The organism is Streptomyces sp. NPDC017095 (assembly GCF_044332325.1).
Classification (GTDB): Bacteria; Actinomycetota; Actinomycetes; order Streptomycetales; family Streptomycetaceae; genus Streptomyces.
In genome coordinates this window covers 458,953-483,314 of record NZ_JBIROU010000003.1, presented here as the reverse complement: position 1 = coordinate 483,314, position 24,362 = coordinate 458,953, and the positions used below count along the sequence as shown (strand labels likewise).

Genomic DNA, 24,362 nt, shown 5'->3' with positions numbered 1-24,362 from the left:
CCGGCCGCCGTCGGCGTCAGGACGGTCCGGGCCTCCCTTGCCCGGCTCGGACCGCTTGCGGCTGACGGCTCCGCCCGGCCGCCGCGCCTGGCGGAGCCGTCACCGGAGCGGTGAGCAGGCAACACTGTCGGGTCGTAATGCTTTGCCATGTTTCACGTGGAACCAGCGGGGCCACATTTCTCCCATGACCGTCCGACCCGTGGTCAAGCGCACCGCCCGTGCCGTTCTCCTGGACGGTGACGACCTGATCCTGATCAAGCGCACCAAGCCCGGTGTCGACCCCTACTGGGTCACTCCCGGTGGTGGCGTCGAGCCCGGCGACTCGACCGTCGTGGACGCCCTGCACCGGGAGGTGCACGAGGAACTCGGCGCCAAGATCATCGATGTGGTGCCGTGCTTCGTGGACACGGTCGAGCACATCGGCGAGGACGGCGGCGCGACCGGCGTCAAGGTGCAGCACTTCTTCGTGTGCCGGCTGGAATCCATGGACCCGGCCCAGCGCCATGGCCCCGAAGTGGACGAGCCGGCCGGCGAGTACGAGATCGTCCGCATCCCGTTCACCCGCGTCGGCATCGCCTCCGTCCACCTCGTCCCGCTGTCCCTGCGTCACTACCTGGACGGCAACATCGAGGGAGTGCGCGCCATGCACGCCCCCGACCTCGGCTGACCGGCGGCTGACGGCCGGGTGCGGCCCTGTTTCGCCACGCCGCAGAAGGCCGGGAGCATGGCTCGATGTTTCACGTGAAACACCGGGCAGTTGTCCGTGGGTTGTGTACAGAGCCACGAGATGGCCAAAAGCGCGTGCGTCACATCGAAACGGGTGGACGGCGGGGGCGTCATTCGGACAGCCTGACCTGCGTGCCAACTCCTTCCCTCGCCGCTCTGCCCATCCGTCGTCTGACGCTCCGCGATCTCAGCGCCTGCGCCGACCTGTCCGAAGACCGGGGGTGGCCACGTGAGGAACACAAGTGGGGCTTCCTCCTCACCGCCGGCAAGGGATTCGGCATCGACGACCCCCAGGGCGGTCTCGTCGCCGCCTGCGTGGTCACCGAGTACGGCGCGTGGGGGCAGCCGGATCTCGGAGCCATCGGCATGGTTCTGGTGGCCGGACGCCACGCCCGTCAGGGTGTCGGACGCCGCTTGATGCGACACGTCGTATCGAGCATGGGGACCACTCCGCTGATCCTGCATGCCACACCGAACGGCCGGCCTCTCTACGAGGAGCTGGGCTTCAAGGTGACCGGCCGGGCCGAGATGCTGAGGGGCCGCTTCTCTCCCGGTGGACTGGAGCCGGCGGTCTTCACACGCGCTGCCACCGCGGAAGACCTGCCGGCGATCGTGCGCCTCGACGAGGAGGTGTTCGGCACCGATCGCACGCCCTTGATCACCCGGTTGCCCGCGTTCGCCGATCAGCTACGGGTCGCCGAAGAGGGCGGTCGGCTCATCGGCTACACGGCCGCCTGGCCCAACATGGACACCCATGTCGTCGGCCCGCTGATCGCCCGGGACACCGAGACTGCCAAGGCACTCATCACCTCGCTGGCGGCCCGTACGGAACGTCCTCTGCGCACCGACATCGACGTGCGCCACGAGGAACTGCTGGACTGGGTGAAGGAGCGGGGACTGACCTCCGTGGCCTGTCACTCGGTGATGACCTACGGCATGCCGGACCTGCCGGGGGACTGGAGCCGGAGGTTCGCCCCGCTGACGGTCGCCGCGGGCTGACCGCCCACGCGCGTCGGCCCCGCCGCTCGGGGCGGCGGGGCTGAGGTCACGCGGTCCGGCTACGAGCTCAGGCGAGTGCCTGTACGGCCGCGGCGGCGAAGCCGTGGTCCTGCTCCGGCGTACCGCCGCCGACACCGATCGCACCGATCAGCCGGCCGTCCCGGTGGACGGGGAGGCCGCCCGCGATGAACAGCAGGGGCCGGTCGAGGGCCGTGGGCAGGGTGTGGAAGAGACCGCCGGGCTGGACGGCCTCGACGAGACCGGCGGTGGGCGCGTCGAGCTGGAGGGCCGTGTAGGCCTTGCGGGTGCTGGTCTCACCGGAGATCAGCACGGCCCGGTCGTCCCGGCGAAAGGCGAGCAGGTGGCCGCCGGCGTCCAGGACGGTGACGCTGACGGTGGCTCCGGCGTCCTCGGCCGCCCGGCGGGCCGTGGCGACGAGCAACTCGGCGTCCTCGGTGGTGAGCGGGGTGACGGCGGTGGTGCTCATGGAACTGTCTCCTTGGGTGGTGCCGTGGTGGGTGCTTGCCGTGCCGGGGTGTGTCCCGCACGGACGCCTGGAGGGGAAGTGGCGAGTCGCGCAGGGTGCGGGCGGCTCAGTGGTGGACGGGCGTCCGCCGGTCCGCCGGGTCCCCGGAGGCCACCGCGGTGCCGTGCGCACCGTCCCGGCGCTCCAGGGCGGCGGAGAGGAGGGCGAGGAGCAGGGCGGCGGCGGCGAGGGCGGCGCCGACCCAGTTGGGGGCCGTGTAGCCGAGGCCGGCCGCGATCACCATGCCACCGAGCCAGGCGGAGAGCGCGTTGCCCAGGTTGAAGGCGCCGATGTTCACGGCGGACGCGAGCGTCGGGGCGCCGTGCGCCTGGTCCAGGACGCGCTTCTGCAGCGGCGGTACGGTGGCGAAGCCCAGGGCGCCGATCAGAGCGATGGTCACCGCGGCCGCGACCTTGTTGTGGGCGGTGAGCGTGAAGAGCGCCAGGACGACGGCCAGGGCACCCAGGGACACGTACAGCATCGGCATCAGGGCGCGGTCGGCGAACTTGCCCCCAAGCAGATTGCCGCCGACCATGCCGAGACCGAACAGGACCAGCAGCCAGGTGACCGAGCCGTCGGCGAATCCGGCGACGTGGGTCATCATCGGCGCGATGTAGGTGATGGCCGCGAAGACTCCGCCGAAGCCGAGGACGGTCATCGCCATGGCCAGCAGGACCTGGGCGTTCTTGAAGGCGGCCAGTTCGTGCCGGAGGTGGACGCCCTCCGGGCGGGGCAGCTCGGGCACCAGCTTGGCGATGCCCGCGAGCCCGACGACGCCGAGGCCGGCGACGATGCCGAAGGTGACGCGCCAGCCGACGTGCTGGCCGATGAGCGTGCCCAGCGGGACGCCGACGACGTTGGCGACGGTCAGCCCGGTGAACATCATGGCGATGGCGCCGGCCTTCTTGTGTGGGGCGACCAGTTCGGCGGCGACGACCGAGCCGATGCCGAAGAAGGCACCGTGGGCGAGGGACGCGATCACTCGTCCGACGAGCATGACCGCGAAGGCCGGGGCCACGGCGGAGAGCAGGTTGCCGGCGATGAACAGACCCATCAGCAGCATCAGCATGCGTTTGCGCGGGACCTTGGTGCCGAGCACGGTCATGAGCGGGGCACCGATGACCACGCCGAGCGCGTAGCCGGTCACGAGCAGGCCCGCGGTGGGGATGGAGACCCCGAAGTCGCCCGCCACCTCCGGCAGCAAGCCCATGATCACGAACTCGGTCGTTCCGATTCCGAAGGCCCCGATCGCGAGGGCCAGAAGCGCGAGAGGCATGAGGGGAGTACCTTCCCAAAAGATTGCAGGAGCGCTTTGCCTTCGTTCACAATAGTTGCAGACGCGGGCTACTGGCAAACGCTGACTATTGCGCACGTGCTCTACGCTGGTGTGCAGCCCCGGGACGGAGGAAACGCCCATGACAGCGACGGACCCCGCGCTCACCGCCCTCGCCCAAGGCTGGTGCGCCCTTTCTGCACTGCACGGAAGGATCGAGGCGCACATCGAGCGCGCCTTGCAGGCCAAGCACGACCTGAGCGTGCGCGAGTACTCACTGCTGGACGTGCTCAGCAGGCAGCACGCCGGCGAGGGCGGGCACCTGCAGATGAAGCAGGTCGCCGACGCGGTCGTACTCAGCCAGAGCGCCACCACACGGCTGGTGAGCCGGCTGGAGGCGCGCGGTCTGCTGGAGCGCTATCTGTGCCCCACCGACCGGCGCGGGATCTACACCGACGTCACCGCGGCCGGCCTGCACCTGCTGGACGAGGCGCGGCCCACCAATGACGCCGCGCTGCGCGAGGCCCTGGACGACGCCGCGAAGAACCCCGAACTCGCGCCGCTGGTCCGGGTGGTGGAGTCGCTCAGCGCACCCGCCTAGGCTGCGCGCATGAACGATCTTGAGATACGCGCGGCAACCGCCGACGATCTGCCGGCGATCGTCGAGATGCTCGCCGACGATCCGCTCGGCGCCCAGCGCGAGTCACCCGGCGACCTGTCGCCGTACCGGACCGCGCTGGAACGCCTCGACGCCGACCCGAACCAGCATCTCGTCGTCGCCGTACGCGAGGGCCGGGTGATCGGAACCCTGCAACTCACGGTCATTCCCGGGCTCTCACACCAGGGAGCCTCCCGGGCGCTCATCGAGGCGGTGCGCATCCACGCCGACGAGCGGGGCAGCGGACTGGGCAGCCGGATGATCGGGTGGGCGGTCGACACCGCCCGGGGGCTGGGCTGCCGGATGGTGCAGCTCACGTCCGACAAGACGCGCACCGACGCCCACCGCTTCTACGAGAGGCTGGGTTTCACGGCCTCGCACGAGGGCTTCAAGCTGCGGCTCTGACTGCCCTCCGCAGCACCTTGGGGGGGTGTTTCACGTGAAACACCCCCGGGACGGCTCCGACTAGCCGATGCCGCGCCATCCCTCCGGGTCCACACCGCCGGGCACCGCGGCCTGGGGGTCGTACGGCTGACGGGTGAACACGAACGAGCCGAGATCGAGATGGCTCACAGAACCGTCCGGCCGCCGGACGGGCCGGAGCCGCTCACCGGCGTAATAGCCCTCCAGTCCGGTCCAGGTGCCGTCGCCGTTCGCCTGGAAGCGGGCCCTGCGGCCACCGCCGGCCAGCGGCGCGAGAGAGAGAAGGCCGTCCGCTGTCGCGCGCAGTCCGAAGGCCTGGGTGCCCCAGTACCACTGACCCACCAGTTCCAGCACCGCCGGGTCGACCTGGCGCAGCGGCCGCCAGGGTTCCGGGATGCGGGGCTCCGCCTCGGCGACGATCCGGACGAGGTCCGCTCCCACGGCACCCAGCAGCGGCCCGCTGGTGCAGTTGGCGAGCACCACCGCGGCGACATCGTCCTCCACGCTGAGGGTGAGGTTGGCCAGGAAACCCGGCAGGGAACCGGAGTGGCCGACGAGCAGCCGGCCGTCCCGGTGCTGGATCTGCAGACCCAGGCCGTACGTGACCCCGTCCACCACGTCCGCAGCCTCGGCGGGTGCCGCCGGCGTCCGCATCTCCCCCACCGACCGAGCGCTCAGCACCCGTTCGTCTCCCCGGGCAAGGAACACGGCGAACCGTGCGAGGTCCCCGGTGGTCGACCAGAGCTGGCCGGCCGGCGCCATCCGGCCCAGGTCCTCCAACGGCTCGGACAGCATCGCGTCGGCCCACGGGTGCACGGCCCAGCCCCCCGCGTGCGGCGGCTCGGGCCGGGTGCTCGTCCGGTGCAGTCCGAGCGGCTCCAGGATCTCGCGGCGCAGCACCTCCTCCCAGGGAGCACCACGCAACTCCTCCACCAGGGCGCCGAGCACCGTGTAGCCGGGGTTGGAGTAGTGGTGCCGCCGGCCGACGGGGTGCAGCAGCGGCTGCTCGCCCAGCACATCGCTCAGTTCGGGCCGCAGCGAGCCGGGCGTCCGCTCCCACCAGGGCGCGGGCGACTCGGCCGCGAGCCCCGCGGTGTGGGCGAGCAGTTCCGCGATCGTCGCCTCGCCCGCGCCGGTGCCCGGCAGATGCTTCTCCAGCGGGTCACCGAGGTCGAGCAGCCCTTCGTCGCGCAGCCGCAGCACCAGCACGGCGGTGAAGGTCTTGGTGATGGACCCGATCCGGTACTGCACGGTCTCGTCGGGGGCGTGTCCGTCCACCGAGGTGCGTCCCCCGTGCCACACGGCCCGCCCGTCCCGTACGACGGCGGCGACCAGTGAAGGAGCCCGTCCCTCGGTCTGGGCGACGGCGATCCGGCGCAGCAGGGCACGTTCGGTGCCCGGGAGCAGCGTTTGCTGAGTTGTCGTCATGGGCCCAGTCCACCGGTTGTGCCGGCCGGCGTCGAATGCATTTGCCGCGGCCGTGACCTCGGGGGTCTCCCGCCCGGCCGGCGCCTTCGCCACGCCGAGCCTCCCGCTGTCCAGCGGATCTCCGGTCCCTTCTCCTCGTGTCACCTGGAGAGGCGGGCCTCGATGCCGTCGAGCAGGAAGTCGAGGCCGGTCCGGAAGGTGTGGTCGGCGTCCAGGTGGGCGGCATCGCGCACCACCGTGGACAGCGCGGGGAATCGGCCGGTGGCGAAGGTGCGCTCCAGATAGGGCCCGAGCGCGGCCTGCCAGTGCTTCTCGTCCATCCCGGTGGCCCGCTCGGCACGCCGCTCGGCGATCTCCCGGCGCACCGCGCCGATCACGTACGCGTTGACCGCGGCGACCACCGGCATGACGGCGTCCAGGTCCACGCCGCCCAGGGCGGCCACCACGGTCTCCCCACAGGCCAGCGCGTGCGGCCCGAGCTGCGGCCGGCCACCCAGGAGGTCGGCGAGCCATTCGTGCTCGTGAGCGGCGTGCCGAGTGGCCTCGGCAAGAGACCGGAGCACCTCCCGCCAGCCGTCTCCGGCCGGCCGGATCTCCGCGTAGGCGGCGTCGACCATCAGGTCGAGCAGCTCCTCCTTGCCGGCGATGTAGCCGTACAGCCGCATCGGACGGACGTCCAGCACAGCGGCGACCTTGCGCAGCGACACCGCCTCCAGGCCGTCCGCGTCGGCCAGCCGGATCGCCGCCCGTACGATCCGCTCCCGGCTCAACGGGGCCGGCACAGGGCGATTCGGCGGCTCCGGCCTCTCCCACACCAACATGCGGCTAACGATACGGTGTATCGGTCCATACGCTGTATCGAGGAGAGGCAACCATGGCCATCGCCATCATCGGAGCCGGCCTCGGCGGTCTGGCCCTCGCCCGCGTGCTGCACGTGCACGGCATCGACGCCGTCGTCTACGAACGCGAACCCTCTCGCGGTGCGCGCGCCCAGGGCGGCATGCTCGACATCCACTCCGGCCAACGGGCGCTGCGCGAGGCCGGCCTGCTCGACCGGTTCCACGCGGTGGCCCGTGGCGCGGGCCAGGACATGCGCCTTCTCGAGCCCGACGGCACCCTGCTGCTCCAGGAGGACACACCCGACGACGCCCCGCTGGACCGGCCCGAGGTGGACCGCGCCGATCTGCGCGACCTGCTACTGGACTCCCTCCCCGACGGCGTGGTGCGCTGGGGGCGCGCGTTCGTATCCGCCGACGACGGCCTGCTGCACTTCGCCGACGGCGGCAGTGCGACATATGACCTGCTGGTCGGCGCGGACGGCGCGAACTCCCGGGTCCGCACCCTGCTCACCGACGCCCGCCCGGCGCATACCGGTCAGAACATCATTGAAGTCAGCATTTCCGACATCGACCGCACACACCCCGACCTCGCCGCGATGGTCGGACGCGGCAACTACTGGGTGCTCGGCAACGGGGTGTCCCTGGCGGCGCAGCGCAACGGCGACGGCCGCGTGCGCATCGGCCTCAGCTTCTACAACACCGCCGAGGACTGGTTCGCGGCCAGCGGGATACCGTTCGACGACCCAGCCGCCGCCCGGGCGCGGCTGATCGGCCTGCTCCCCGGCTGGGACCCGCGCTTCACCGCGCTGATCGCGGCCTGCGACGACGCCATCGTGCCGCGGGCGATCACCGCCCTCCCAGTCGGCCTGACCTGGCCGTCGACGCCAGGCGTCACGCTGCTCGGCGATGCCGCGCACCTGATGCCGCCGGTGGGGCAGGGCGCCAACATGGCGCTGCTGGACGGCGCCCTGCTCGGCCTCGCCCTGGCCGCGCACCCGGACGACTTCGCCGCCGCCGTCCACGACTACGAAGACGAGATGTTCGCACGCACCGGCGCGGCCGCCCGGATGTCCGCGGACATGCAGGAATCGCTGGCGTCGCCGGACGCCGCCCGGAACATGCTCGCCTTCTTCCGGCCTGCCTGAAGGTGACGGGCGGCCGAGGCGCCGGCCGCTGTACCGCTCAGGGGCCGGATCAGGTCTGGGCCATGTCCACGAAACGGGAGTAGTGGCCCTGGAAGGCAACGGTGATGGTGGCCGTGGGGCCGTTTCGGTGCTTGGCGACGATCAGGTCGGCCTCGCCCGCGCGCGGGGACTCCTTCTCGTAGGCGTCCTCGCGGTGCAGCAGGATGACCATGTCGGCGTCCTGCTCGATGGAGCCGGACTCACGCAGGTCGGAGACCATCGGCTTCTTGTCGGTGCGCTGCTCGGGGCCACGGTTGAGCTGGGAGAGCGCGATGACCGGGATCTCCAGCTCCTTCGCCAGCAGTTTGAGGTTACGGGACATGTCCGAGACCTCCTGCTGACGGCTCTCGGCACGCTTGGAGCCGCCGGACTGCATCAGCTGGAGGTAGTCGATGACGACCAGCTTCAGGTCGTTGCGCTGCTTCAGGCGCCGGCACTTGGCCCGGATCTCCATCATCGACAGATTCGGGGAGTCGTCGATGTACAGCGGCGCGGCGGACACGTCCGGCATGCGGCGGGCGAGCCGCGTCCAGTCCTCGTCGGTCATCGTGCCGGAGCGCATGTGGTGGAGGGCGACCCGGGCCTCGGCGGACAGCAGTCGCATCGCGATCTCGTTGCGGCCCATCTCGAGCGAGAAGATGACGCTCGGCAGGTTGTGCTTGATGGAGGCGGCCCGCGCGAAGTCCAGCGCGAGGGTCGACTTACCCATGGCGGGACGGGCCGCGATGACGATCATCTGCCCGGGGTGGAGGCCGTTCGTCAGCGAGTCGAAGTCGGTGAAACCGGTGGGTACGCCCGTCATCTCGCCGCTGCGCGAACCGATCGCCTCGATCTCGTCGAGAGCGCCCTCCATGATGTCGCCGAGCGGGAGGTAGTCCTCGCTGGTGCGCTGCTCGGTGACGGCGTAGATCTCCGCCTGGGCGCTGTTGACGATCTCGTCCACGTCGCCGTCGGCCGCGTATCCCATCTGCGTGATGCGCGTGCCGGCCTCGACCAGACGGCGCAGGACGGCCCGCTCGTGGACGATCTCCGCGTAGTACTCGGCGTTGGCCGCCGTGGGGACGGTCTGGACCAGGCTGTGCAGATACGCGGCGCCGCCGACCTTGTTGATCTCACCGCGCTTGGTGAGTTCCGCGGCGATGGTGATCGGGTCGGCCGGCTCGCCCTTGGCGTAGACGTCCAGGATGGCCTGGTAGATCGTCTCGTGCGCCGGCTTGTAGAAGTCGTGTCCCTTGAGGATCTCCACGACGTCGGCGATGGCGTCCTTGGACAGCAGCATGCCGCCCAGCACGGACTGCTCGGCGTCCAGATCCTGCGGCGGCACTCGCTCGAAGGAGGAACCGCCGCCGTCCCAGGCGCCGGACTCCCGGCCCCGGTCGTGCTGCTCGTCACGCCCCCGGCCGCCGTCACCGCGCCGCCGGGAGGACGGCAGGCGATCGCTGGGTCCGCTGTCGGCCCACGGATCGTCCAAGGGCTCGGAAATGCTCACCGAGCCACCTCCTCCCGTCCGCAGGGCGGACCTCGCCGTGGCCTCTTTTGTACGGCACGACACTGACAAATGAGAGGCCCAACTCCGGTTCAGACGCGTCGGGTTTATGACGGTTCCCGGCCCGGACGAAGGACGCGTGCCGGGCCACGAAAAGGAGCGGGCGCCGGACCACGGTAGGCCTGTCGGCACCGTCAGCCAATCTGGTTATCCACAGGTCATGTGGACGACGGCCCGGATGCTGTGGAGAACTCGCCGAAACCTGTGCACGAGCCGGTGGACAGCCCTGTGAACAAGCCCTCGATCTTCTCGACACCAAGCCCCTGACCTGCCGCTTTGTGATCCACCGGCTGTGCAGAAGAAAAACTTCCCCGGTCGGGCCAAGATCGCTTCGAACGGTGCCCGAAAGGACACGGCCCGAGATCAAAAGTAAGGACCACTAGTCGATTGCATCTGTTACCTGTGGACGATTACATTGATGCTCATGACACAGGCTCCAGAGATCCCCCAGGCCACCCGTCGGCGGCACGACCGAGAAATCGTCGCGCTGGCCGTTCCGGCCTTCGGTGCCCTCGTCGCCGAGCCTCTCTTCGTCATGGCGGACAGTGCGATCGTCGGCCATCTCGGGACCGCACAGCTCGCCGGTCTCGGTGTCGCCTCGGCGCTGCTCACCAGCGCCGTGAGCGTGTTCGTCTTCCTCGCCTACGCCACCACGGCCGCCGTCGCCCGCCGTGTCGGCGCCGGTGATCTCCCGGCGGCGATCCGGCAGGGCATGGACGGCATCTGGCTGGCCCTGCTGCTCGGTGCCGCCGTCATCGCCGCCGTCCTGCCCCTCGCCCCCGGGATCGTGGACCTCTTCGGTGCCTCGCCGACCGCTGCCCCGTACGCCACCACCTATCTGCGCGTCTCCGCGCTCGGCATCCCCGCGATGCTCATCGTGCTCGCCGCGACCGGAGTGCTGCGCGGCCTGCAGAACACCAGGACCCCGCTCTACGTCGCCGTCGCCGGCTTCATCGCCAACGCCGTCCTCAACGCCGTACTCGTCTACGGCGCCGGGCTCGGCATCGCCGGCTCGGCCTGGGGAACGGTCATCGCACAGTGCGGCATGGCGGCCGTCTATCTGACGGTGGTCGTCCGCGGAGCCCGTCGGCACGGCGCGTCCCTCCGGCCCGACGCCGCCGGTATCCGGGCCTCGGCCCAGGCCGGTGTGCCCCTGCTGGTGCGTACGCTCTCCCTCCGGGCGATGATCATGCTTGCGACGGCGGTCGCGGCGCGGCTCGGTGACGCCGACATCGCGGCGCACCAGATCATCCTCTCCCTGTGGAACCTGCTGGCCTTCGCACTCGACGCGATCGCGATCGCGGGGCAGGCCATCATCGGCCGCTATCTCGGCGCGGACGACTCCCAGGGAGCGCGTCAGGCCTGCCGTCGCATGGTCCAGTGGGGCATCGCGACCGGCGTCGTCCTGGGCGTGCTCGTCGTGGTGGCACGCCCGCTCTTCCTGCCCCTGTTCACCAGTGATTCCGCGGTCAAGGACACCGCGCTGCCCGCCCTGCTGCTGGTGGCGCTGGCGCAGCCCGTCTGCGGGATCGTCTTCGTTCTGGACGGAGTCCTGATGGGTGCGGGCGACGGGCCGTATCTGGCGTGGGCCATGGTCGTCACGCTGGCCGTGTGCTCGCCGGTGGCTCTGCTGGTCCCCACGCTCGGCGGCGGTCTCACGGCGGTCTGGGCGGTGATGGCCTTGATGATGACCGTCCGCATGCTCACCCTGTGGCTGCGGACCCGCTCGGGCCGCTGGATCGTGACGGGCGCGACCCGCTGACGGTTTCACGTGAAACATGCCCCGGCGGCCGCCCCTGTCACGGGACGCCCGTCATACGCCCGGCCATACGAAAGGGGCCGCACCTTGCGGGTGCGGCCCCTCTCAGCAGCTCAGTCGAGCGCTGCGATCACGCGGCGGTCAGGCCGCGACGACCTCGACGTTGACCTTGGCGGCAACCTCGGGGTGCAGACGCACGGACGTCTCGTGGGCGCCCAGGGTCTTGATCGGAGCGGACAGCTCGATACGGCGCTTGTCGACCTCGGGGCCACCGGACGCCTTGATCGCGGATGCGACGTCGGCCGGGGTGACGGAACCGAAGAGGCGGCCGGCGTCGCCGGAGCGGACGGCCAGGCGGACCTTGACGCCTTCGAGCTGGGCCTTGATCTGGTTGGCCTGCTCGATGGTCTGGATCTCGTGGATCTTGCGAGCGCGACGGATCTGCTCGACGTCCTTCTCGCCGCCCTTGGTCCAGCGGATAGCGAAGTTCCGCGGGATCAGGTAGTTGCGAGCGTAACCGTCCTTGACGTCGACGACGTCGCCCGCGGCACCGAGGCCGGAGACCTCGTGGGTGAGGATGATCTTCATGAGTCGGTCACCCTTCCCTTATCGCGCGGTGGACGTGTAGGGCAGCAGCGCCATCTCACGGCTGTTCTTGACGGCCGTGGCGACGTCACGCTGGTGCTGCGTGCAGTTGCCGGTCACGCGGCGGGCACGGATCTTGCCGCGGTCGGAAATGAACTTCCGCAGCATGTTCGTGTCCTTGTAGTCCACGTACGTGACCTTGTCCTTGCAGAAAGCGCAGACCTTCTTCTTAGGCTTGCGCACAGGCGGCTTCGCCATGGGGTTTCTCCTGTGTGATCAAGAAGTTGGGGTACGACCCACCCTCGCCACGGACCGGCCCGGAAGGGCTGGCCCGACGGTTTAGAAGGGGGGCTCGTCCGAGTAGCCGCCACCGCCGCCGGAGCTCCCGCCCCAGCCGCCGCCCTGGTTGCCACCGGCGGGAGCACCGCCGGCCGCCCACGGGTCGTCGGCCGGAGCACCGCCCTGGCCGCCACCCTGGCCGCCGCCGGGGCCACCGCCCCAGCCGCCGCCCTGGCCGCCACCGCCGCTGTAACCACCCTGGCCACCGCGAGCGCCACCGGCGGTCTTGGTGACCTTGGCCGTGGCGTTGCGCAGGCTGGGGCCGACCTCGTCGACGTCCAGCTCGTAGACCGTGCGCTTGACGCCCTCGCGGTCCTCGTACGACCGCTGCTTCAGCCGGCCCTGCACGATGACGCGCATGCCTCGCTGGAGCGACTCGGCGACGTTCTCCGCCGCCTGGCGCCAGACCGAGCAGGTCAGGAAGAGGCTTTCGCCGTCCTTCCACTCGTTCGTCTGGCGGTCGAAGGTGCGGGGAGTGGACGCGATGCGGAACTTCGCGACCGCCGCACCGGACGGGGTGAAGCGCAGCTCGGGGTCGTCGACAAGATTGCCGATGACCGTGATGACGGTCTCGCCTGCCATGGGGGAACCTCTCGGCGGGTTTGCTGCTCTGGCTGCTTGGTTGCTGCTACTCGGATCCCGGGATCAACCGAGCCGGACGGCTCAGCGGGTCTCGGGGCGGAGGACCTTGGTCCGGAGGATCGACTCGTTCAGGTTCATCTGGCGGTCGAGCTCCTTGACGACCGCAGGCTCGGCCTGCAGGTCGATGACCGAGTAGATGCCCTCGGGCTTCTTCTTGATCTCGTAGGCGAGACGACGACGGCCCCAGGTGTCGACCTTCTCGACCTTGCCACCGCCGTCACGGACGACGGACAGGAAGTTCTCGATCAGCGGGGAGACAGCGCGCTCCTCAAGATCGGGGTCGAGGATGACCATCACCTCGTAGTGACGCATGTGGAACCCACCTCCTCTGGACTCAGCGGCCACGGTCGTTCCGTGGCAGGAGGGTTGTTATGCGTACGCAACGGTATCGGCCGCCACTGACCATCAGGGTTCCCTCAGGGGAGCCGGGCAGTGTGACCTGAGCAGGTCTCGGGCAGACACCAGTGCAGACGGTACAGACTACCCGCACACCCGCTTCCGGTTGAAATCCGGCCGCAGGTACGGACAATCTGTACACATCGGGTGTGCGCGGCGCTACGATGCGCCGCCTTCCGCAGGAGGTGCCCATGGCACAGGCAATGCAGTCCAACACCGCCGGCTCGCTCTTCGCCACGGATGGCAAGGCCCATCCGCTGCAGGACGCCCTGATGGCGGTGACGCTCGCCCTGGGGCTGCTGTCCTTCATCACGGCCTTCTTCCACAGCCTCCACCTGCTCACGTCGTGGGCGGGCCTGGTGGCACTGTGCACCGGTGTGTACGGGCAGTGGGTCTCGGTGACCACGCGGGAGCGGTTCGGCCTGATCCTGGGTCTCGGTGCCGCGGGAGTCGGTTTCCTGATCGGCATGGCCCACGGCGGTCTGTTCGGCGGAGTCATCGGCTGACCTCGCCGGGGCCGAGGCCCGTATGCCCAGTCGGGGCGCTCTCCGGGCGCAGTAGGCTTCGGCGCGAGAGCCGGAGCCCCTGAACCCATGGGGACACACCAGCCCGAGGAGCGCCCCGAATGACCCTGACCCTGAGGACCATCAGTCGCGAGCAGCATCTGGCCTTTATCCAGAGCCTGCCGTCGGCGAGCCACATGCAGGTCCCGGCCTGGGCCGATGTGAAGGCGGAATGGCGCTCGGAGAGTCTCGGCTGGTTCGACAGGAACGGCCATCTGGTCGGCGCGGGTCTGGTCCTCTACCGGCAGCTGCCCAAGATCAAGCGCTACCTCGCCTACCTGCCCGAGGGCCCGGTCATCAACTGGTACGCGCCGAACCTGGACGACTGGATCCAGCCGATGCTCGCGCACCTGAAGCAGCAGGGCGCGTTCTCCGTGAAGATGGGCCCGCCGGTGATCATCCGCCGCTGGAACGCGGACACGATCAAGAGGGGCATCCAGGACCCGGACGTCAAGCGCCTGCGCGACCTGGAGGCGGACTTCATCGAGCCGCGCGCCTTCGAGGTGGCCGACAAGCTGCGCCGCATGGGCTGGCAGCAGGGCGAGGACGGCGGCGCCGGCTTCGGCGACGTGCAGCCGCGCTACGTCTACCAGGTGCCGCTGGCCAACCGCTCCCTGGAAGAGGTCCACAGGAACTTCAACCAGCTGTGGCGCCGTAACATCAAGAAGGCCGAGAAGGCCGGCGTCGAGGTCGTCCAGGGCGGCTACCAGGACCTGCCCGAGTGGCAGCGGCTGTACGAGATCACGGCCGTCCGCGACCACTTCCGGCCGCGCCCGCTGTCGTACTTCCAGCGCATGTGGACCGCCCTCAACACCGAGGACCCCAACCGCATGCGGCTGTACTTCGCGCGGCACAACGGCGTGAACCTCTCCGCGGCGACGATGCTGATCGTCGGCGGGCACGTCTGGTACTCCTACGGCGCCTCCGACAACATCGGCCGCGAGGTGCGGCCGTCGAACGCGATGCAGTGGCGGATGCTGCGCGACGCCTACGCGCTCGGCGCGACCGTCTACGACCTGCGCGGCATCTCCGACTCGCTGGACGAGACCGACCACCTCTTCGGCCTGATCCAGTTCAAGGTCGGCACCGGTGGCCAGGCCGCCGAGTACCTCGGCGAATGGGACTTCCCGCTGAACAAGCTGCTCCACAAGGCGCTCGACATCTACATGTCGCGCCGCTGAGCCGCGCGGACGTTTGATTCCATAGCCTTCACAGCTCTCACCCCTTCTGATTCACCGCAGCCCCGAGAAAGGTTCCAGGTCCGGCCATGGCGCTCACGCTCTACGTCGACACCGCGCGCTGGCGGGCGCACCACAAGCACGTGCAGGAGCAGTTCCCGGGGCTCGTCCCGGTCTGCAAGGGCAACGGCTACGGCTTCGGACACGAACGGCTCTCGGAGGAGGCAACCCGGCTCGGGTCCGACCTGCTCGCCGTGGGCACGACCTACGAGGCCGCGCGCATCAAGGACTTCTTCGGCGGTGACCTGCTGGTGCTGACGCCGTACCGGCGCGGCGAGGAGCCCGTACCGCTGCCCGACCGGGTCGTCCGCTCGGTGTCGTCCGTCGACGGCGTGTACGGCCTCGTGGGCGCCCGTGTCGTCATCGAGGTGATGTCCTCGATGAAGCGGCATGGCGTCAGCGAGCAGGACCTGCCGCAGCTGCACCAGGCCATAGAGAACGTCCGGCTGGAGGGCTTCGCCATCCACCTGCCGCTGGACCGCACCGACGGCTCCGACGCCGTCGAGGAGGTCATCGGCTGGATGGACCGGCTGCGCGCGGCACGGCTGCCGCTGCACACGATGTTCGTCAGCCACCTGAAGGCGGACGAACTGGCGCGGCTCCAGCAGCAGTTCCCGCAGACCCGGTTCCGTGCCCGCATCGGCACGCGGCTGTGGCTGGGGGACCACGAGGCCACCGAGTACCACGGAGCCGTCCTGGACGTCACGCGCGTGGCGAAGGGCGACCGGTTCGGCTACCGGCAGCAGAAGGCCGCCTCGGACGGCTATCTGGTGGTCGTGGCGGGCGGTACGTCGCACGGCGTGGGCCTGGAGGCCCCGAAGGCCCTGCACGGCGTCATGCCGCGCGCCAAGGGCGTCGCCCGGGCCGGTCTCGCCACGGTCAACCGGAACCTCTCCCCGTTCGTCTGGGGCGGCAAGCAGCGCTGGTTCGCCGAACCGCCGCACATGCAGGTGTCGATCCTGTTCGTGCCCTCGGACGCCCCCGAGCCGAAGGTCGGCGACGAGCTGGTGGCCCACCTGCGGCACACCACGACCCAGTTCGACCGCCTCGTGGACCGCTGAGGCCCTTCACCGCGACGAGAAGGCCGTATCCGGAGGACCCGGATACGGCCTTCTGCGTGTCCGCCGGCGGGCGACGGCGACGAGGCGGAGGGGTGTTCGCTCAGAGCGAACGGCCGTCGTGGGAGAGCGTTTCGGGGCGCCCCCAGTCCACCGGCGGGACCTCGGTCTCGACGATGTGCCGGGGCGGACCGGTCACGGTGGCGCCGAGCGTGAACGCGTCCGCCGCGCCGTCGAGCACGCCGCCGGAGGGGTCGTCGTCACCGGACCGGCGCACCACGTCCCGCTCCGGCATGAGGATGTCCCGTACGACGACGGCGCACAGGTACAGCGTGCCCAGCAGGTGCACCGCGATCGCCCAGTGGTAGCCCTGCGTCGGCAGGCCCTTGTGGGCGTCTCCGCTGGTCGTATAGGCGAGGTACAGCCAGATGCCCAGGAAGTACGCCACCTCGCACGCCTGCCACACCAGGAAGTCCCGCCACTTGGGCCGGGCGAGCACCGCCAGCGGCACCAGCCACAGGACGTACTGCGGCGAGTAGACCTTGTTGGTGAGGATGAAGGCGGCGACCATCAGGAAGGCCAGCTGGGCGAAGCGCGGCCGGCGCGGCGCGGTGAAGGTCAGCGCCGCGATGCCGAGGAAGCACAGCACCACCAGGACGGTGGCCGCGTTGTTGACGAAGCCGGTGGTGGGCGGGCTGCTGGAGTTCTGCGCCCAGATCAGCCAGAAGGAGCCGAAGTCGACGCCGCGCTCCTTGCTGAAGGTGTAGAACTTCGCCCAGCCCTCGCGGATGTGGAACCCCGACGCGTCGTGCGCGATCATCACGGGCAGGTTCACCACGAGCCAGGCGGCCACCGCGCCGGCCACGGCCTGGAAGAACGCGCGCCACTTGCCGGCCCGCCAGCACAGCACCAGCAACGGGCCGAGCAGCAGGACGGGATACAGCTTGGCGGCCGTGGCGAGCCCCAGGAGAACACCGAAGGCGAGGGCCCGGCCCCGCGACCACATCAGCATCGCGGCGGCCGTCAGCGCCACCGCCAGCAGGTCCCAGTTGATGGTCGCGGTCAGGGCGAAGGCGGGCGCCAGGGCCACCAGCAGGCCGTCCCAGGGCCGCCGGCGATGAGTGCGGGCCACACACGCGGCGATGACCGCGGCACAGACCATCAGCATCCCGGCGTTGACGAACCAGTACCACCGCTCCTGGTGCTGGATGGAGCCGCTGTGCGGGGTCAGCCAGGATGCCACCTCCATGAACAGCCCGGTCAGCACCGGGTATTCGAGGTAGTCCATGTCGCCGGGGAGCTTGTCGAAGTACGGCACGAGATGGTCGGCGAAACCACGGCCCTGGTACAGGTGCGGGATGTCCGAGTAGCAGGCGTGCGTGTACTGGCTGCTCGCCCCGAAGAACCAGGCGCTGTGGTAGCAGGGCGCCTTCTGGACCAGACCGAGGGCGAACATGCCGATCGCCACGAGCGCCACCACCCGCACGGGGGTCCACCAGGTGGTCCCAGTCAGGGCCCGCCGTCCCAGGGGCCCACCGATCAGCTCACTGCCGGCGGCGGCGACCTCGTCCTCCCGGGTCGGCCACACCGGTTCTGCCGCAGCGGGCCGCACGGGCTCGGGCTCGTGCTGGCTCGCGGGCGTCGTCTCTGCACTGGGCATGGGGCACATCCTGCCGTACCTGTCTGGGAAGCCGTACCTGTCCAGGAATACGCCGAGGGCCGCCGCACCCGTGGGTGCGGCGGCCCATGTTTCACGTGAAACGCCCCCGGCGGGCTATATGCCGCCAAGCGGTCGGCTCAGGGAGCCGGCCGGCTAGCCTTGCTGGCCCCCGAAGAAGGTACCGCCGTTGCCGCTACCGTTGCCGGTGCCGTTGCCATTGCCCCGGGTGTTCCCGGGATCGGTCGGCTCCGTGCCCGTGGGCGTCGGAGTGGTGCCTCCGTCGGTACCGCCTCCCGTGTCCGTGCCTCCGATGCCGTTTCCGTTGCCGGTGCTGTCACCGTCGCAGGTCTGGCCCCAGCCGAGGTCGCAGGACTCGCTCGGCGTGGGAGACGGCGAGGTCGTCGTCTTGGTGGGCGTCGGGCTCGGCGTGTCGCTCGGCGTGGGAGTCGGCGAAGTCGTCGTCGCGCTGGGCGTCGGAGTGGGGGCCCCCACCTCGTCCTGGACCGTGCCGATCTCGGTGGGCTTCGGGAAGCCGGGGTCGTTCTTGCCCTTGAGCGCGGCCTTCATGTACTCGGTCCACACCAGCGTCGGGATGTCACCACCGTGGATGGAGTCGGTGTTCGCCGTGCCGTTCATGGACAGCAGCTTGTGGTCCTTGGGGTTCTCGCGGAACATCGCCACCGAGGTCGACAGCTGCTGGGTGTAGCCGACGAACCAGGCCGACTTGTTCTCGTCGGTGGTGCCGGTCTTGCCCGCCGCCGTCCGGCCGAGGGCCAGGGCCTTGGTGCCCGTACCGTTCTGGATGACGTTCTCCAGGACGTCCGTGACGTTGTTGGCGATGTTCGGGTCCATCACCTCCCGGGGCGCCGGCTTCGGCTTGACGAAGCTGGGCGCGTCCGCGCCGTTGAACTTGACGCCGGTCACCGAGTACGGATCCGCCTGCTTGCCGGACGCGGCGAAGGTCGCGTAGGCGTCGGCCATGCGGATGGCGCTGGGCGTGGACGTGCCGATGGCGAAGGACGGGTTGAGGTCCTGCGACATGCTCTGGGGGAGGATGCCGGCCTCCTTGGCGACCTCCCGGACCTTGGTCATCCCGACGTCAACGCCGAGCTGCACGAACGGTGTGTTGACGGACTGCTCCATCGCCTTGCGCAGGCTGATGTAGCCCCAGGGATGGTCACTCTCGTTGTTCTGGTAGAAGTAGGAGTTGTCCTTGTTGAGGTAGTACGTCCCATCCGGCTTCTGGACCTTGAGATGGTCGTTGCCGTTGTACTTGCTCAGCGGGGACAGGCCCTGCCCCTCGGACTTGTACGTGCCGTGTTCCATGGCGGCGGCGAGCACGAACGGCTTCCAGGTCGAACCCACGGGGACGCCGGAGGTGTCCGCGTTGTTGGTGAAGTGCCCGTTCTCGTAGCCGTCACCGCCGTACAGGGCGACGATCGCCCCGTCCTCGGGCTTCACCGAGGCCGCACCGAACTGGACGTACTTGTCCAGGTCCCGGTGGATCGGGTCGAGACGGTCCTTCTCCACGTTCTTCACGGCCTTGGCCAGCGCCCCGACCTTGTCCTTCTCGAAGGTCGTGTAGATCTGGTAGCCGCCCTTGTCGAACTGCGCCTCCGTGATGTCGGAGTGCGCGAGGACGTACTTCTTCGCCGTGTCGACCAGGTAGCTGATCTGGCCGGTCATGCCCTTGGTCGCCTTGCGGCCGTCGGGCTTGGGGTACTGCGCGATGGCCTCCCGGTACTGGGCGTCGGTGAGGTGCTTGTCCTTGTGCATCTCGCCGAGGATCCAGGCCCAGCGGTCCTTGGAGCGCTTCTCGTTGGCCTGCGGGCTCGCCGACTTGTCGAGGTCCTGGTTGCCCGCGGGGTCGTAGTACGTCGGGCCCTTGAGCAGCGCGGCCAGGACGGCGCACTCGCTCGGCTTGAGGTCGACCGCGTTCTTGCCGTAGTAGGTCTGGGCCGCGGCCTGGATGCCGTACGCGCCCCGCCCGAAGTACGAGGTGTTCAGGTAGCCCTGGAGGATCTTGTCCTTCTTCAGCTTGGCACCCACCTTGATGGAGATGAACATCTCCTTGAACTTGCGGGTGACCGTCTGCTCCTGGCTCAGGTACGTGTTCTTCACGTACTGCTGGGTGATCGTCGAGCCACCCTGCGTCTGGCCGCCGCGCGCCATGTTGACCACGGCGCGCGCGATGCCCATGGGGTCGACGCCCGAGTCCTGGTAGAACGACTTGTTCTCGGCGGAGATCACCGCGAACCGCATCGCCTCGGGGATCTGGTCGATGCTGACGTTCTGCCGGTTGACGCCGGTGCCCGTGGCCACCATCTGGGTGTTGTCGGCCCAGTAGTAGACGTTGTTCTGCGACTTGGCCGCGTCGTTCTCGTTCGGGATGGAGACCATCGCGTAGCCGATGCCGACCATCACCACCAGGCTGCCGACGAAGCCGATGAACAGCCCGCTGACCAGCTTCCAGGACGGCACCCACCGCCGCCAGCCGCCCATGCCGGCCCGGGGGTAGTCGATGAACCGCTTCTTGCCGGGTGCCGTCGTCGCACGGCCCCTGCCGCGCCCGGGGCCGGTCCCGCCCGGACCGCCGCGCCGGCCGCCGGGGCCGGCGGTGTCGGGCGTTCGGCGCCGGCCGCCTTTCTGCGCCGCGCGGCGGGCCTCGGCACGGCCGCCGTAGGGACGCTCCTCGGCTCCCGGTCCGGTGGACTCCGGCCCATAGGACGGGGACCCATAGGAGTCGGCAGGGGACCCGGTGGCGCCTCGCGGTGCCGCACGGCGGCCGGAGGACGAGCCGGACGGGCCGCGTCGGGCCGCGGCACGTCCGCCTCCCTGCGGCTGCGGCGGTTTGCGACGGTGCTCGCTCATCGAACGATTACTCCTCGGGCAGGCGCACCCGTGCGCGCCTGGAACGGCGGCTGGTTTCCGGTCCCCCCGAAGTACGGATGTGGTCGGTTCCGCATTCACCCGTACTGCACCGGGGACGTGGACGCTCCCCAGGCGTCACGCGGTTCCCGGTGGCGTCCACGCCGCACAGACTACGCACCACCAAAACCCGCCGAGCCCCGAAGTTCACCCCAAAACAGGCAACTTGCCTCGTACGAATCGGTGATGTGATCCCGTTCACCGCCGTTCCCCTTGTCGCGTACGACGGGCTGTTCTATCGTCACGATGTATCGAACCGATACATCAGCGCGAGATAAAGACGCTGACAGGCACTGCGAGACCTGCGGGACCGAACCGCGGGGCCGGGAGGAGGCGACGATGAGCCGGCGCTCCGGCATCCTCGAGTTCGCCGTCCTCGGCCTGCTGCGGGAATCCCCGATGCACGGCTATGAGCTGCGCAAACGACTGAACACATCGCTGGGTGTGTTCCGTGCGTTCAGCTACGGGACGCTGTATCCCTGCCTCAAGACACTGCTTGCCAACGGCTGGCTGGTCGAGGAGCCCGGGAACACCCACGAGGACGCGCTCGCCGCTCCACTCGCCGGACGCCGCGCCAAGATCGTTTACCGGCTGACGGCGGAAGGCAAGGAACACTTCGAGGAACTGCTCTCGCAGACCGGCCCCGACGCTTACGAGGACGAGCACTTCGCCGCCCGGTTCGCCTTCTTCGGGCAGACCTCGCGCGATGTGCGCATGCGCGTCCTGGAGGGCCGGCGCAGTCGCCTGGAGGAGCGCCTGGAGAAGATGCGCGCCTCGCTGGCGCGCACCCGGGAGCGCCTCGACGACTACACGCTTGAGCTCCAGCGCCACGGGATGGAGTCCGTGGAGCGCGAAGTGCGCTGGCTGAACGAGCTCATCGAGAGCGAGCGGGCCGGGCGGGACGTGAAGGGTTCCGCGACCGGGGGGCCCGCTCAGCAGGACACCACCACTGGATCGACGGGCGGCCTGCCCCGTCGCGGGGACACTCCCGCCACGGATACGCCCGACGACACCGCCACGTGAGAGCCCAGTCAGGGCCTCACTCGTACACACAGGGAGCAACCGGAATGGGTTCGGTTCGCGTAGCCATCGTCGGCGTGGGCAACTGCGCCGCGTCGCTGGTGCAGGGCGTCGAGTACTACAAGGACGCCGACCCGGCGGCCAAGGTCCCCGGCCTGATGCACGTGCAGTTCGGTGAATACCACGTGCGCGACGTCGAGTTCGTCGCGGCGTTCGACGTCGACGCCAAAAAGGTCGGTCTGGACCTGGCGGACGCCATCGGCGCCTCCGAGAACAACACCATCAAGATCTGCGACGTGCCCAGCACCGGTGTCACCGTCCAGCGCGGCCACACCCTCGACGGCCTCGGCAAGTACTACCGCGCCACCATCGAGGAGTCCGACGAGGAGCCGGTCGACATCGTCCGGATCCTCAAGGACAAGCAGGTCGACGTCCTGGTCTGCTACCTGCCCGTGGGTTCGGAGGCCGCGGCGAAGTTCTACGCCCAGTGCGCCATCGACGCCAAGGTCGCCTTCGTCAACGCCCTCCCGGTCTTCATCGCCGGCACCAAGGAGTGGGCGGACAAGTTCACCGAGGCGGGCGTCCCGATCGTCGGTGACGACATCAAGTCCCAGGTCGGCGCCACCATCACGCACCGCGTCATGGCGAAGCTGTTCGAGGACCGCGGTGTCATCCTGGACCGCACGATGCAGCTGAACGTCGGCGGCAACATGGACTTCAAGAACATGCTCGAGCGCGAGCGCCTGGAGTCCAAGAAGATCTCCAAGACGCAGGCCGTCACCTCCCAGATCCCCGACCGGGACCTCGGCGAGAAGAACGTCCACATCGGCCCGTCCGACTACGTGGCCTGGCTGGACGACCGCAAGTGGGCCTACGTCCGCCTGGAGGGCCGCGCCTTCGGTGACGTCCCGCTGAACCTGGAGTACAAGCTGGAGGTCTGGGACTCCCCGAACTCCGCGGGTGTCATCATCGACGCCCTGCGCGCCGCGAAGATCGCCAAGGACCGCGGCATCGGCGGCCCGATCCTCTCGGCCTCCTCGTACTTCATGAAGTCCCCGCCGGTCCAGTACTTCGACGACGAGGCCCGCGAGAACGTCGAGAAGTTCATCCGCGGCGAGGTCGAGCGCTGAGGCGCTGAGAACCGCTCGCACGAGACGCTCCTGCCAGGGCCGTGAGGGTCCCCGGGTCGGCCGACCCGGGGACCTTCCGCATGTGTGAGGCTGTCGCCCATGCCCGCCATCCGTGACCTGCGTCTGCTGTTGCGCCTGCGGCACTTCAGGCGCCTGCTGTGCGTCCGTCTGCTGTCCCAGGGCGCCGACGGCGTCTACCAGGTCTCGCTGGCCGCGTACGTCGTCTTCTCCCCGGAGAAGCAGACCTCGGCCACCGCCATCGCTTCGGCCATGGCGGTCCTGCTGCTGCCCTACTCCCTGGTCGGCCCCTTCGCCGGTGTCCTGCTGGACCGCTGGCGGCGCCGGCAGGTCTTCGTGTACGGCAACCTGCTGCGGGCCCTGCTGGCCGGTGTCACCGCCGTGCTGATGACCGGCGGCGCACCCGACTGGCTCTTCTACGCCTCCGCGCTGTGCGTCACGGCCGTCAACCGGTTCGTGCTCGCCGGGCTGTCCGCCGCGCTGCCCCGGGTCGTCGACGCCGAGCGTCTGGTGCTGGCCAACGCGCTCTCGCCGACGGCCGGCACACTCGCGGCGACCATCGGGGGCGGCCTGGCCTTCGGGGTGCGGGTGGTGTCGTCCGGTTCCGACGCGGCGGTGGTGCTCTGTGGCGCCTTCCTCTATCTGTGCGCGAGCCTCACCGCGCTGTCGCTGGCCCCCGGCCTCCTCGGGCCGGACCGGCATCCGGCGCGTCCCGGCCTCGGTACGGCGCTCGCCGCGACCGCGCGTGAGCTGCCGGCGGCCCTCCGGCACCTGACCGCGCCCCGGCGCGACGAGGCGGCCTGGGCCCTGGCCGCGATGACGCTGATGCGCTTCTGCTACGGAGCGCTTCTCGTGCTGGTGCTCATGCTCTGCCGCTACACCCTCGCCGACACCCCCGAAGAGGGACTGCGGCTGCTCGGGCCGGCGCTGGCGCTGTCCGGCGCGGGATTCTTCGCGGCGGCCGTGGTGACGCCCTGGGCGGCGCGACGGCTCGGCCCCGGCCGCTGGATCGTGGTGTGCTCCGCCACGGCCATGGTGCTGGAGCCCGCCCTGGGTCTTCCGTTCACCACCGGGCCAGTCATGGCCGCCGCCTTCGTCCTGGGTCTGGTCACCCAGGGAGCCAAGATCGCCACGGACACGATCGTCCAGGCGTGCGTGGAGGACGGTTTCCGCGGCCGGATCTTCTCCCTGTACGACGTCCTCTTCAACGTCGCCTTCGTCGGCGCGGCGGGAGTGGCGGCCCTGATACTTCCGTCGGACGGCCGCTCGACGGTCCTGGTGGTTCTCGTCGCCGTCGTCTACGGCGTGGCCGCCCTGACCATGGCCCGCTTCAGGCAACGCGCCGAGGGGCGGTGTTTCACGTGAAACACCGCCCCTCGGCGCCGCTGTACCGGACGCGATGTTTCACGTGAAACATCGCGTCC

The 24,362-nt window shown here is 69.7% G+C and carries 23 protein-coding genes; 12 read left to right on the top strand and 11 right to left on the bottom strand.

The genetic code is table 11. The features are described from left to right. Nucleotides 1–184: 184 nt before the first annotated feature. A complete protein-coding gene (locus tag ACH4OA_RS08310; protein ID WP_365872939.1) occupies nt 185–667 on the top strand; it encodes an NUDIX hydrolase in 483 nt (160 codons plus the stop codon). A gap of 191 nt (nt 668–858) precedes the next feature. After that, nucleotides 859–1,725 carry a GNAT family N-acetyltransferase gene (locus ACH4OA_RS08305; protein WP_397968215.1) on the top strand — a complete coding sequence of 289 codons (867 nt, stop codon included), beginning with the start codon at nt 859–861 and terminating at the stop codon, nt 1,723–1,725. Nucleotides 1,726–1,792: 67 nt separating this feature from the next. On the opposite strand, the gene ACH4OA_RS08300 is transcribed toward ACH4OA_RS08305, so the two are convergent. Next, on the bottom strand, nt 1,793–2,212 hold the full coding sequence (locus ACH4OA_RS08300; protein WP_397968212.1) for a heme-binding protein: 420 nt from the start codon (nt 2,210–2,212) through the stop codon (nt 1,793–1,795). 106 nt (nt 2,213–2,318) lie between these two features. After that, nucleotides 2,319–3,527, bottom strand: a complete 1,209-nt coding sequence (locus ACH4OA_RS08295; RefSeq protein ID WP_397945886.1) for an MFS transporter — start codon at nt 3,525–3,527, stop codon at nt 2,319–2,321. A 139-nt stretch (nt 3,528–3,666) separates the two neighbouring features. Here ACH4OA_RS08295 and ACH4OA_RS08290 point away from each other — a divergent pair, with 139 nt between their 5' ends. Together ACH4OA_RS08290 and ACH4OA_RS08285 are read left to right on the top strand one after the other, a co-directional pair. Continuing rightward, nucleotides 3,667–4,125 (top strand): MarR family winged helix-turn-helix transcriptional regulator, encoded by a 459-nt coding sequence (locus ACH4OA_RS08290; protein WP_397968210.1) that lies wholly within the window; start codon nt 3,667–3,669, stop codon nt 4,123–4,125. 9 nt (nt 4,126–4,134) lie between these two features. Further along, nucleotides 4,135–4,587 carry a GNAT family N-acetyltransferase gene (locus ACH4OA_RS08285; RefSeq protein WP_397968208.1) on the top strand — a complete coding sequence of 151 codons (453 nt, stop codon included), beginning with the start codon at nt 4,135–4,137 and terminating at the stop codon, nt 4,585–4,587. 60 nt (nt 4,588–4,647) lie between these two features. Here the strand turns inward: ACH4OA_RS08285 and ACH4OA_RS08280 are convergent, their stop codons facing one another. Both ACH4OA_RS08280 and ACH4OA_RS08275 read right to left on the bottom strand, forming a co-directional pair. Continuing rightward, complete coding sequence (locus ACH4OA_RS08280; RefSeq protein WP_397968206.1) at nt 4,648–6,033, bottom strand: serine hydrolase domain-containing protein; 1,386 nt, start codon at nt 6,031–6,033, stop codon at nt 4,648–4,650. Between the two features lie 140 nt (nt 6,034–6,173). After that, the gene (locus ACH4OA_RS08275) at nt 6,174–6,854 is read right to left on the bottom strand and encodes a TetR/AcrR family transcriptional regulator (RefSeq protein ID WP_397968204.1); all 681 of its coding nucleotides are present in this window, start codon (nt 6,852–6,854) and stop codon (nt 6,174–6,176) included. 53 nt (nt 6,855–6,907) lie between these two features. Between ACH4OA_RS08275 and ACH4OA_RS08270 the strand changes: the two genes are divergently transcribed. Next, nucleotides 6,908–8,017 carry an FAD-dependent oxidoreductase gene (locus ACH4OA_RS08270; protein WP_397968202.1) on the top strand — a complete coding sequence of 370 codons (1,110 nt, stop codon included), beginning with the start codon at nt 6,908–6,910 and terminating at the stop codon, nt 8,015–8,017. Between the two features lie 49 nt (nt 8,018–8,066). Here the strand turns inward: ACH4OA_RS08270 and dnaB are convergent, their stop codons facing one another. Continuing rightward, nucleotides 8,067–9,545 carry a replicative DNA helicase gene (gene dnaB, locus ACH4OA_RS08265; protein WP_365877397.1) on the bottom strand — a complete coding sequence of 493 codons (1,479 nt, stop codon included), beginning with the start codon at nt 9,543–9,545 and terminating at the stop codon, nt 8,067–8,069. A gap of 481 nt (nt 9,546–10,026) precedes the next feature. Here dnaB and ACH4OA_RS08260 point away from each other — a divergent pair, with 481 nt between their 5' ends. After that, the gene (locus tag ACH4OA_RS08260; protein WP_365877399.1) at nt 10,027–11,364 is read left to right on the top strand and encodes an MATE family efflux transporter; all 1,338 of its coding nucleotides are present in this window, start codon (nt 10,027–10,029) and stop codon (nt 11,362–11,364) included. A gap of 138 nt (nt 11,365–11,502) precedes the next feature. Here the strand turns inward: ACH4OA_RS08260 and rplI are convergent, their stop codons facing one another. The 4 genes from rplI to rpsF all read right to left on the bottom strand — a co-directional run bounded on the left by rplI (nt 11,503) and on the right by rpsF (nt 13,239). Next, the gene (gene rplI, locus ACH4OA_RS08255) at nt 11,503–11,949 is read right to left on the bottom strand and encodes a 50S ribosomal protein L9 (RefSeq protein WP_365877401.1); all 447 of its coding nucleotides are present in this window, start codon (nt 11,947–11,949) and stop codon (nt 11,503–11,505) included. A gap of 18 nt (nt 11,950–11,967) precedes the next feature. Then, the gene (gene rpsR / locus ACH4OA_RS08250) at nt 11,968–12,204 is read right to left on the bottom strand and encodes a 30S ribosomal protein S18 (RefSeq protein ID WP_003949403.1); all 237 of its coding nucleotides are present in this window, start codon (nt 12,202–12,204) and stop codon (nt 11,968–11,970) included. A gap of 81 nt (nt 12,205–12,285) precedes the next feature. Continuing rightward, nucleotides 12,286–12,867, bottom strand: coding sequence for a single-stranded DNA-binding protein (locus ACH4OA_RS08245; protein ID WP_397968199.1), 582 nt, complete (start codon nt 12,865–12,867; stop codon nt 12,286–12,288). Nucleotides 12,868–12,948: 81 nt separating this feature from the next. Beyond that, nucleotides 12,949–13,239, bottom strand: coding sequence for a 30S ribosomal protein S6 (gene rpsF, locus ACH4OA_RS08240; protein WP_365877405.1), 291 nt, complete (start codon nt 13,237–13,239; stop codon nt 12,949–12,951). A 275-nt stretch (nt 13,240–13,514) separates the two neighbouring features. Between rpsF and ACH4OA_RS08235 the strand changes: the two genes are divergently transcribed. The 3 genes from ACH4OA_RS08235 (at nt 13,515) to ACH4OA_RS08225 (ending at nt 16,185) form a co-directional block, all read left to right on the top strand. Beyond that, the gene (locus ACH4OA_RS08235; protein WP_365877407.1) at nt 13,515–13,829 is read left to right on the top strand and encodes a hypothetical protein; all 315 of its coding nucleotides are present in this window, start codon (nt 13,515–13,517) and stop codon (nt 13,827–13,829) included. 119 nt (nt 13,830–13,948) lie between these two features. Beyond that, on the top strand, nt 13,949–15,067 hold the full coding sequence (locus tag ACH4OA_RS08230) for a peptidoglycan bridge formation glycyltransferase FemA/FemB family protein (protein ID WP_365877409.1): 1,119 nt from the start codon (nt 13,949–13,951) through the stop codon (nt 15,065–15,067). 86 nt (nt 15,068–15,153) lie between these two features. Next, on the top strand, nt 15,154–16,185 hold the full coding sequence (locus ACH4OA_RS08225) for an alanine racemase (RefSeq protein WP_365877411.1): 1,032 nt from the start codon (nt 15,154–15,156) through the stop codon (nt 16,183–16,185). Nucleotides 16,186–16,285: 100 nt separating this feature from the next. Here the strand turns inward: ACH4OA_RS08225 and ACH4OA_RS08220 are convergent, their stop codons facing one another. Further along, complete coding sequence (locus ACH4OA_RS08220; protein WP_397936572.1) at nt 16,286–17,842, bottom strand: glycosyltransferase family 87 protein; 1,557 nt, start codon at nt 17,840–17,842, stop codon at nt 16,286–16,288. Between the two features lie 153 nt (nt 17,843–17,995). After that, on the bottom strand, nt 17,996–20,713 hold the full coding sequence (locus ACH4OA_RS08215; protein ID WP_397936571.1) for a transglycosylase domain-containing protein: 2,718 nt from the start codon (nt 20,711–20,713) through the stop codon (nt 17,996–17,998). Nucleotides 20,714–21,109: 396 nt separating this feature from the next. On the opposite strand from ACH4OA_RS08215, the gene ACH4OA_RS08210 reads away from it, so the two are divergent. The 3 genes from ACH4OA_RS08210 to ACH4OA_RS08200 all read left to right on the top strand — a co-directional run bounded on the left by ACH4OA_RS08210 (nt 21,110) and on the right by ACH4OA_RS08200 (nt 24,303). After that, complete coding sequence (locus ACH4OA_RS08210; RefSeq protein WP_365877417.1) at nt 21,110–21,793, top strand: helix-turn-helix transcriptional regulator; 684 nt, start codon at nt 21,110–21,112, stop codon at nt 21,791–21,793. 44 nt (nt 21,794–21,837) lie between these two features. Continuing rightward, nucleotides 21,838–22,920 carry an inositol-3-phosphate synthase gene (locus ACH4OA_RS08205; protein ID WP_397936568.1) on the top strand — a complete coding sequence of 361 codons (1,083 nt, stop codon included), beginning with the start codon at nt 21,838–21,840 and terminating at the stop codon, nt 22,918–22,920. A gap of 99 nt (nt 22,921–23,019) precedes the next feature. Further along, on the top strand, nt 23,020–24,303 hold the full coding sequence (locus ACH4OA_RS08200) for an MFS transporter (protein WP_397968196.1): 1,284 nt from the start codon (nt 23,020–23,022) through the stop codon (nt 24,301–24,303). The last annotated feature ends 59 nt before the right edge of the window (nt 24,304–24,362 follow it).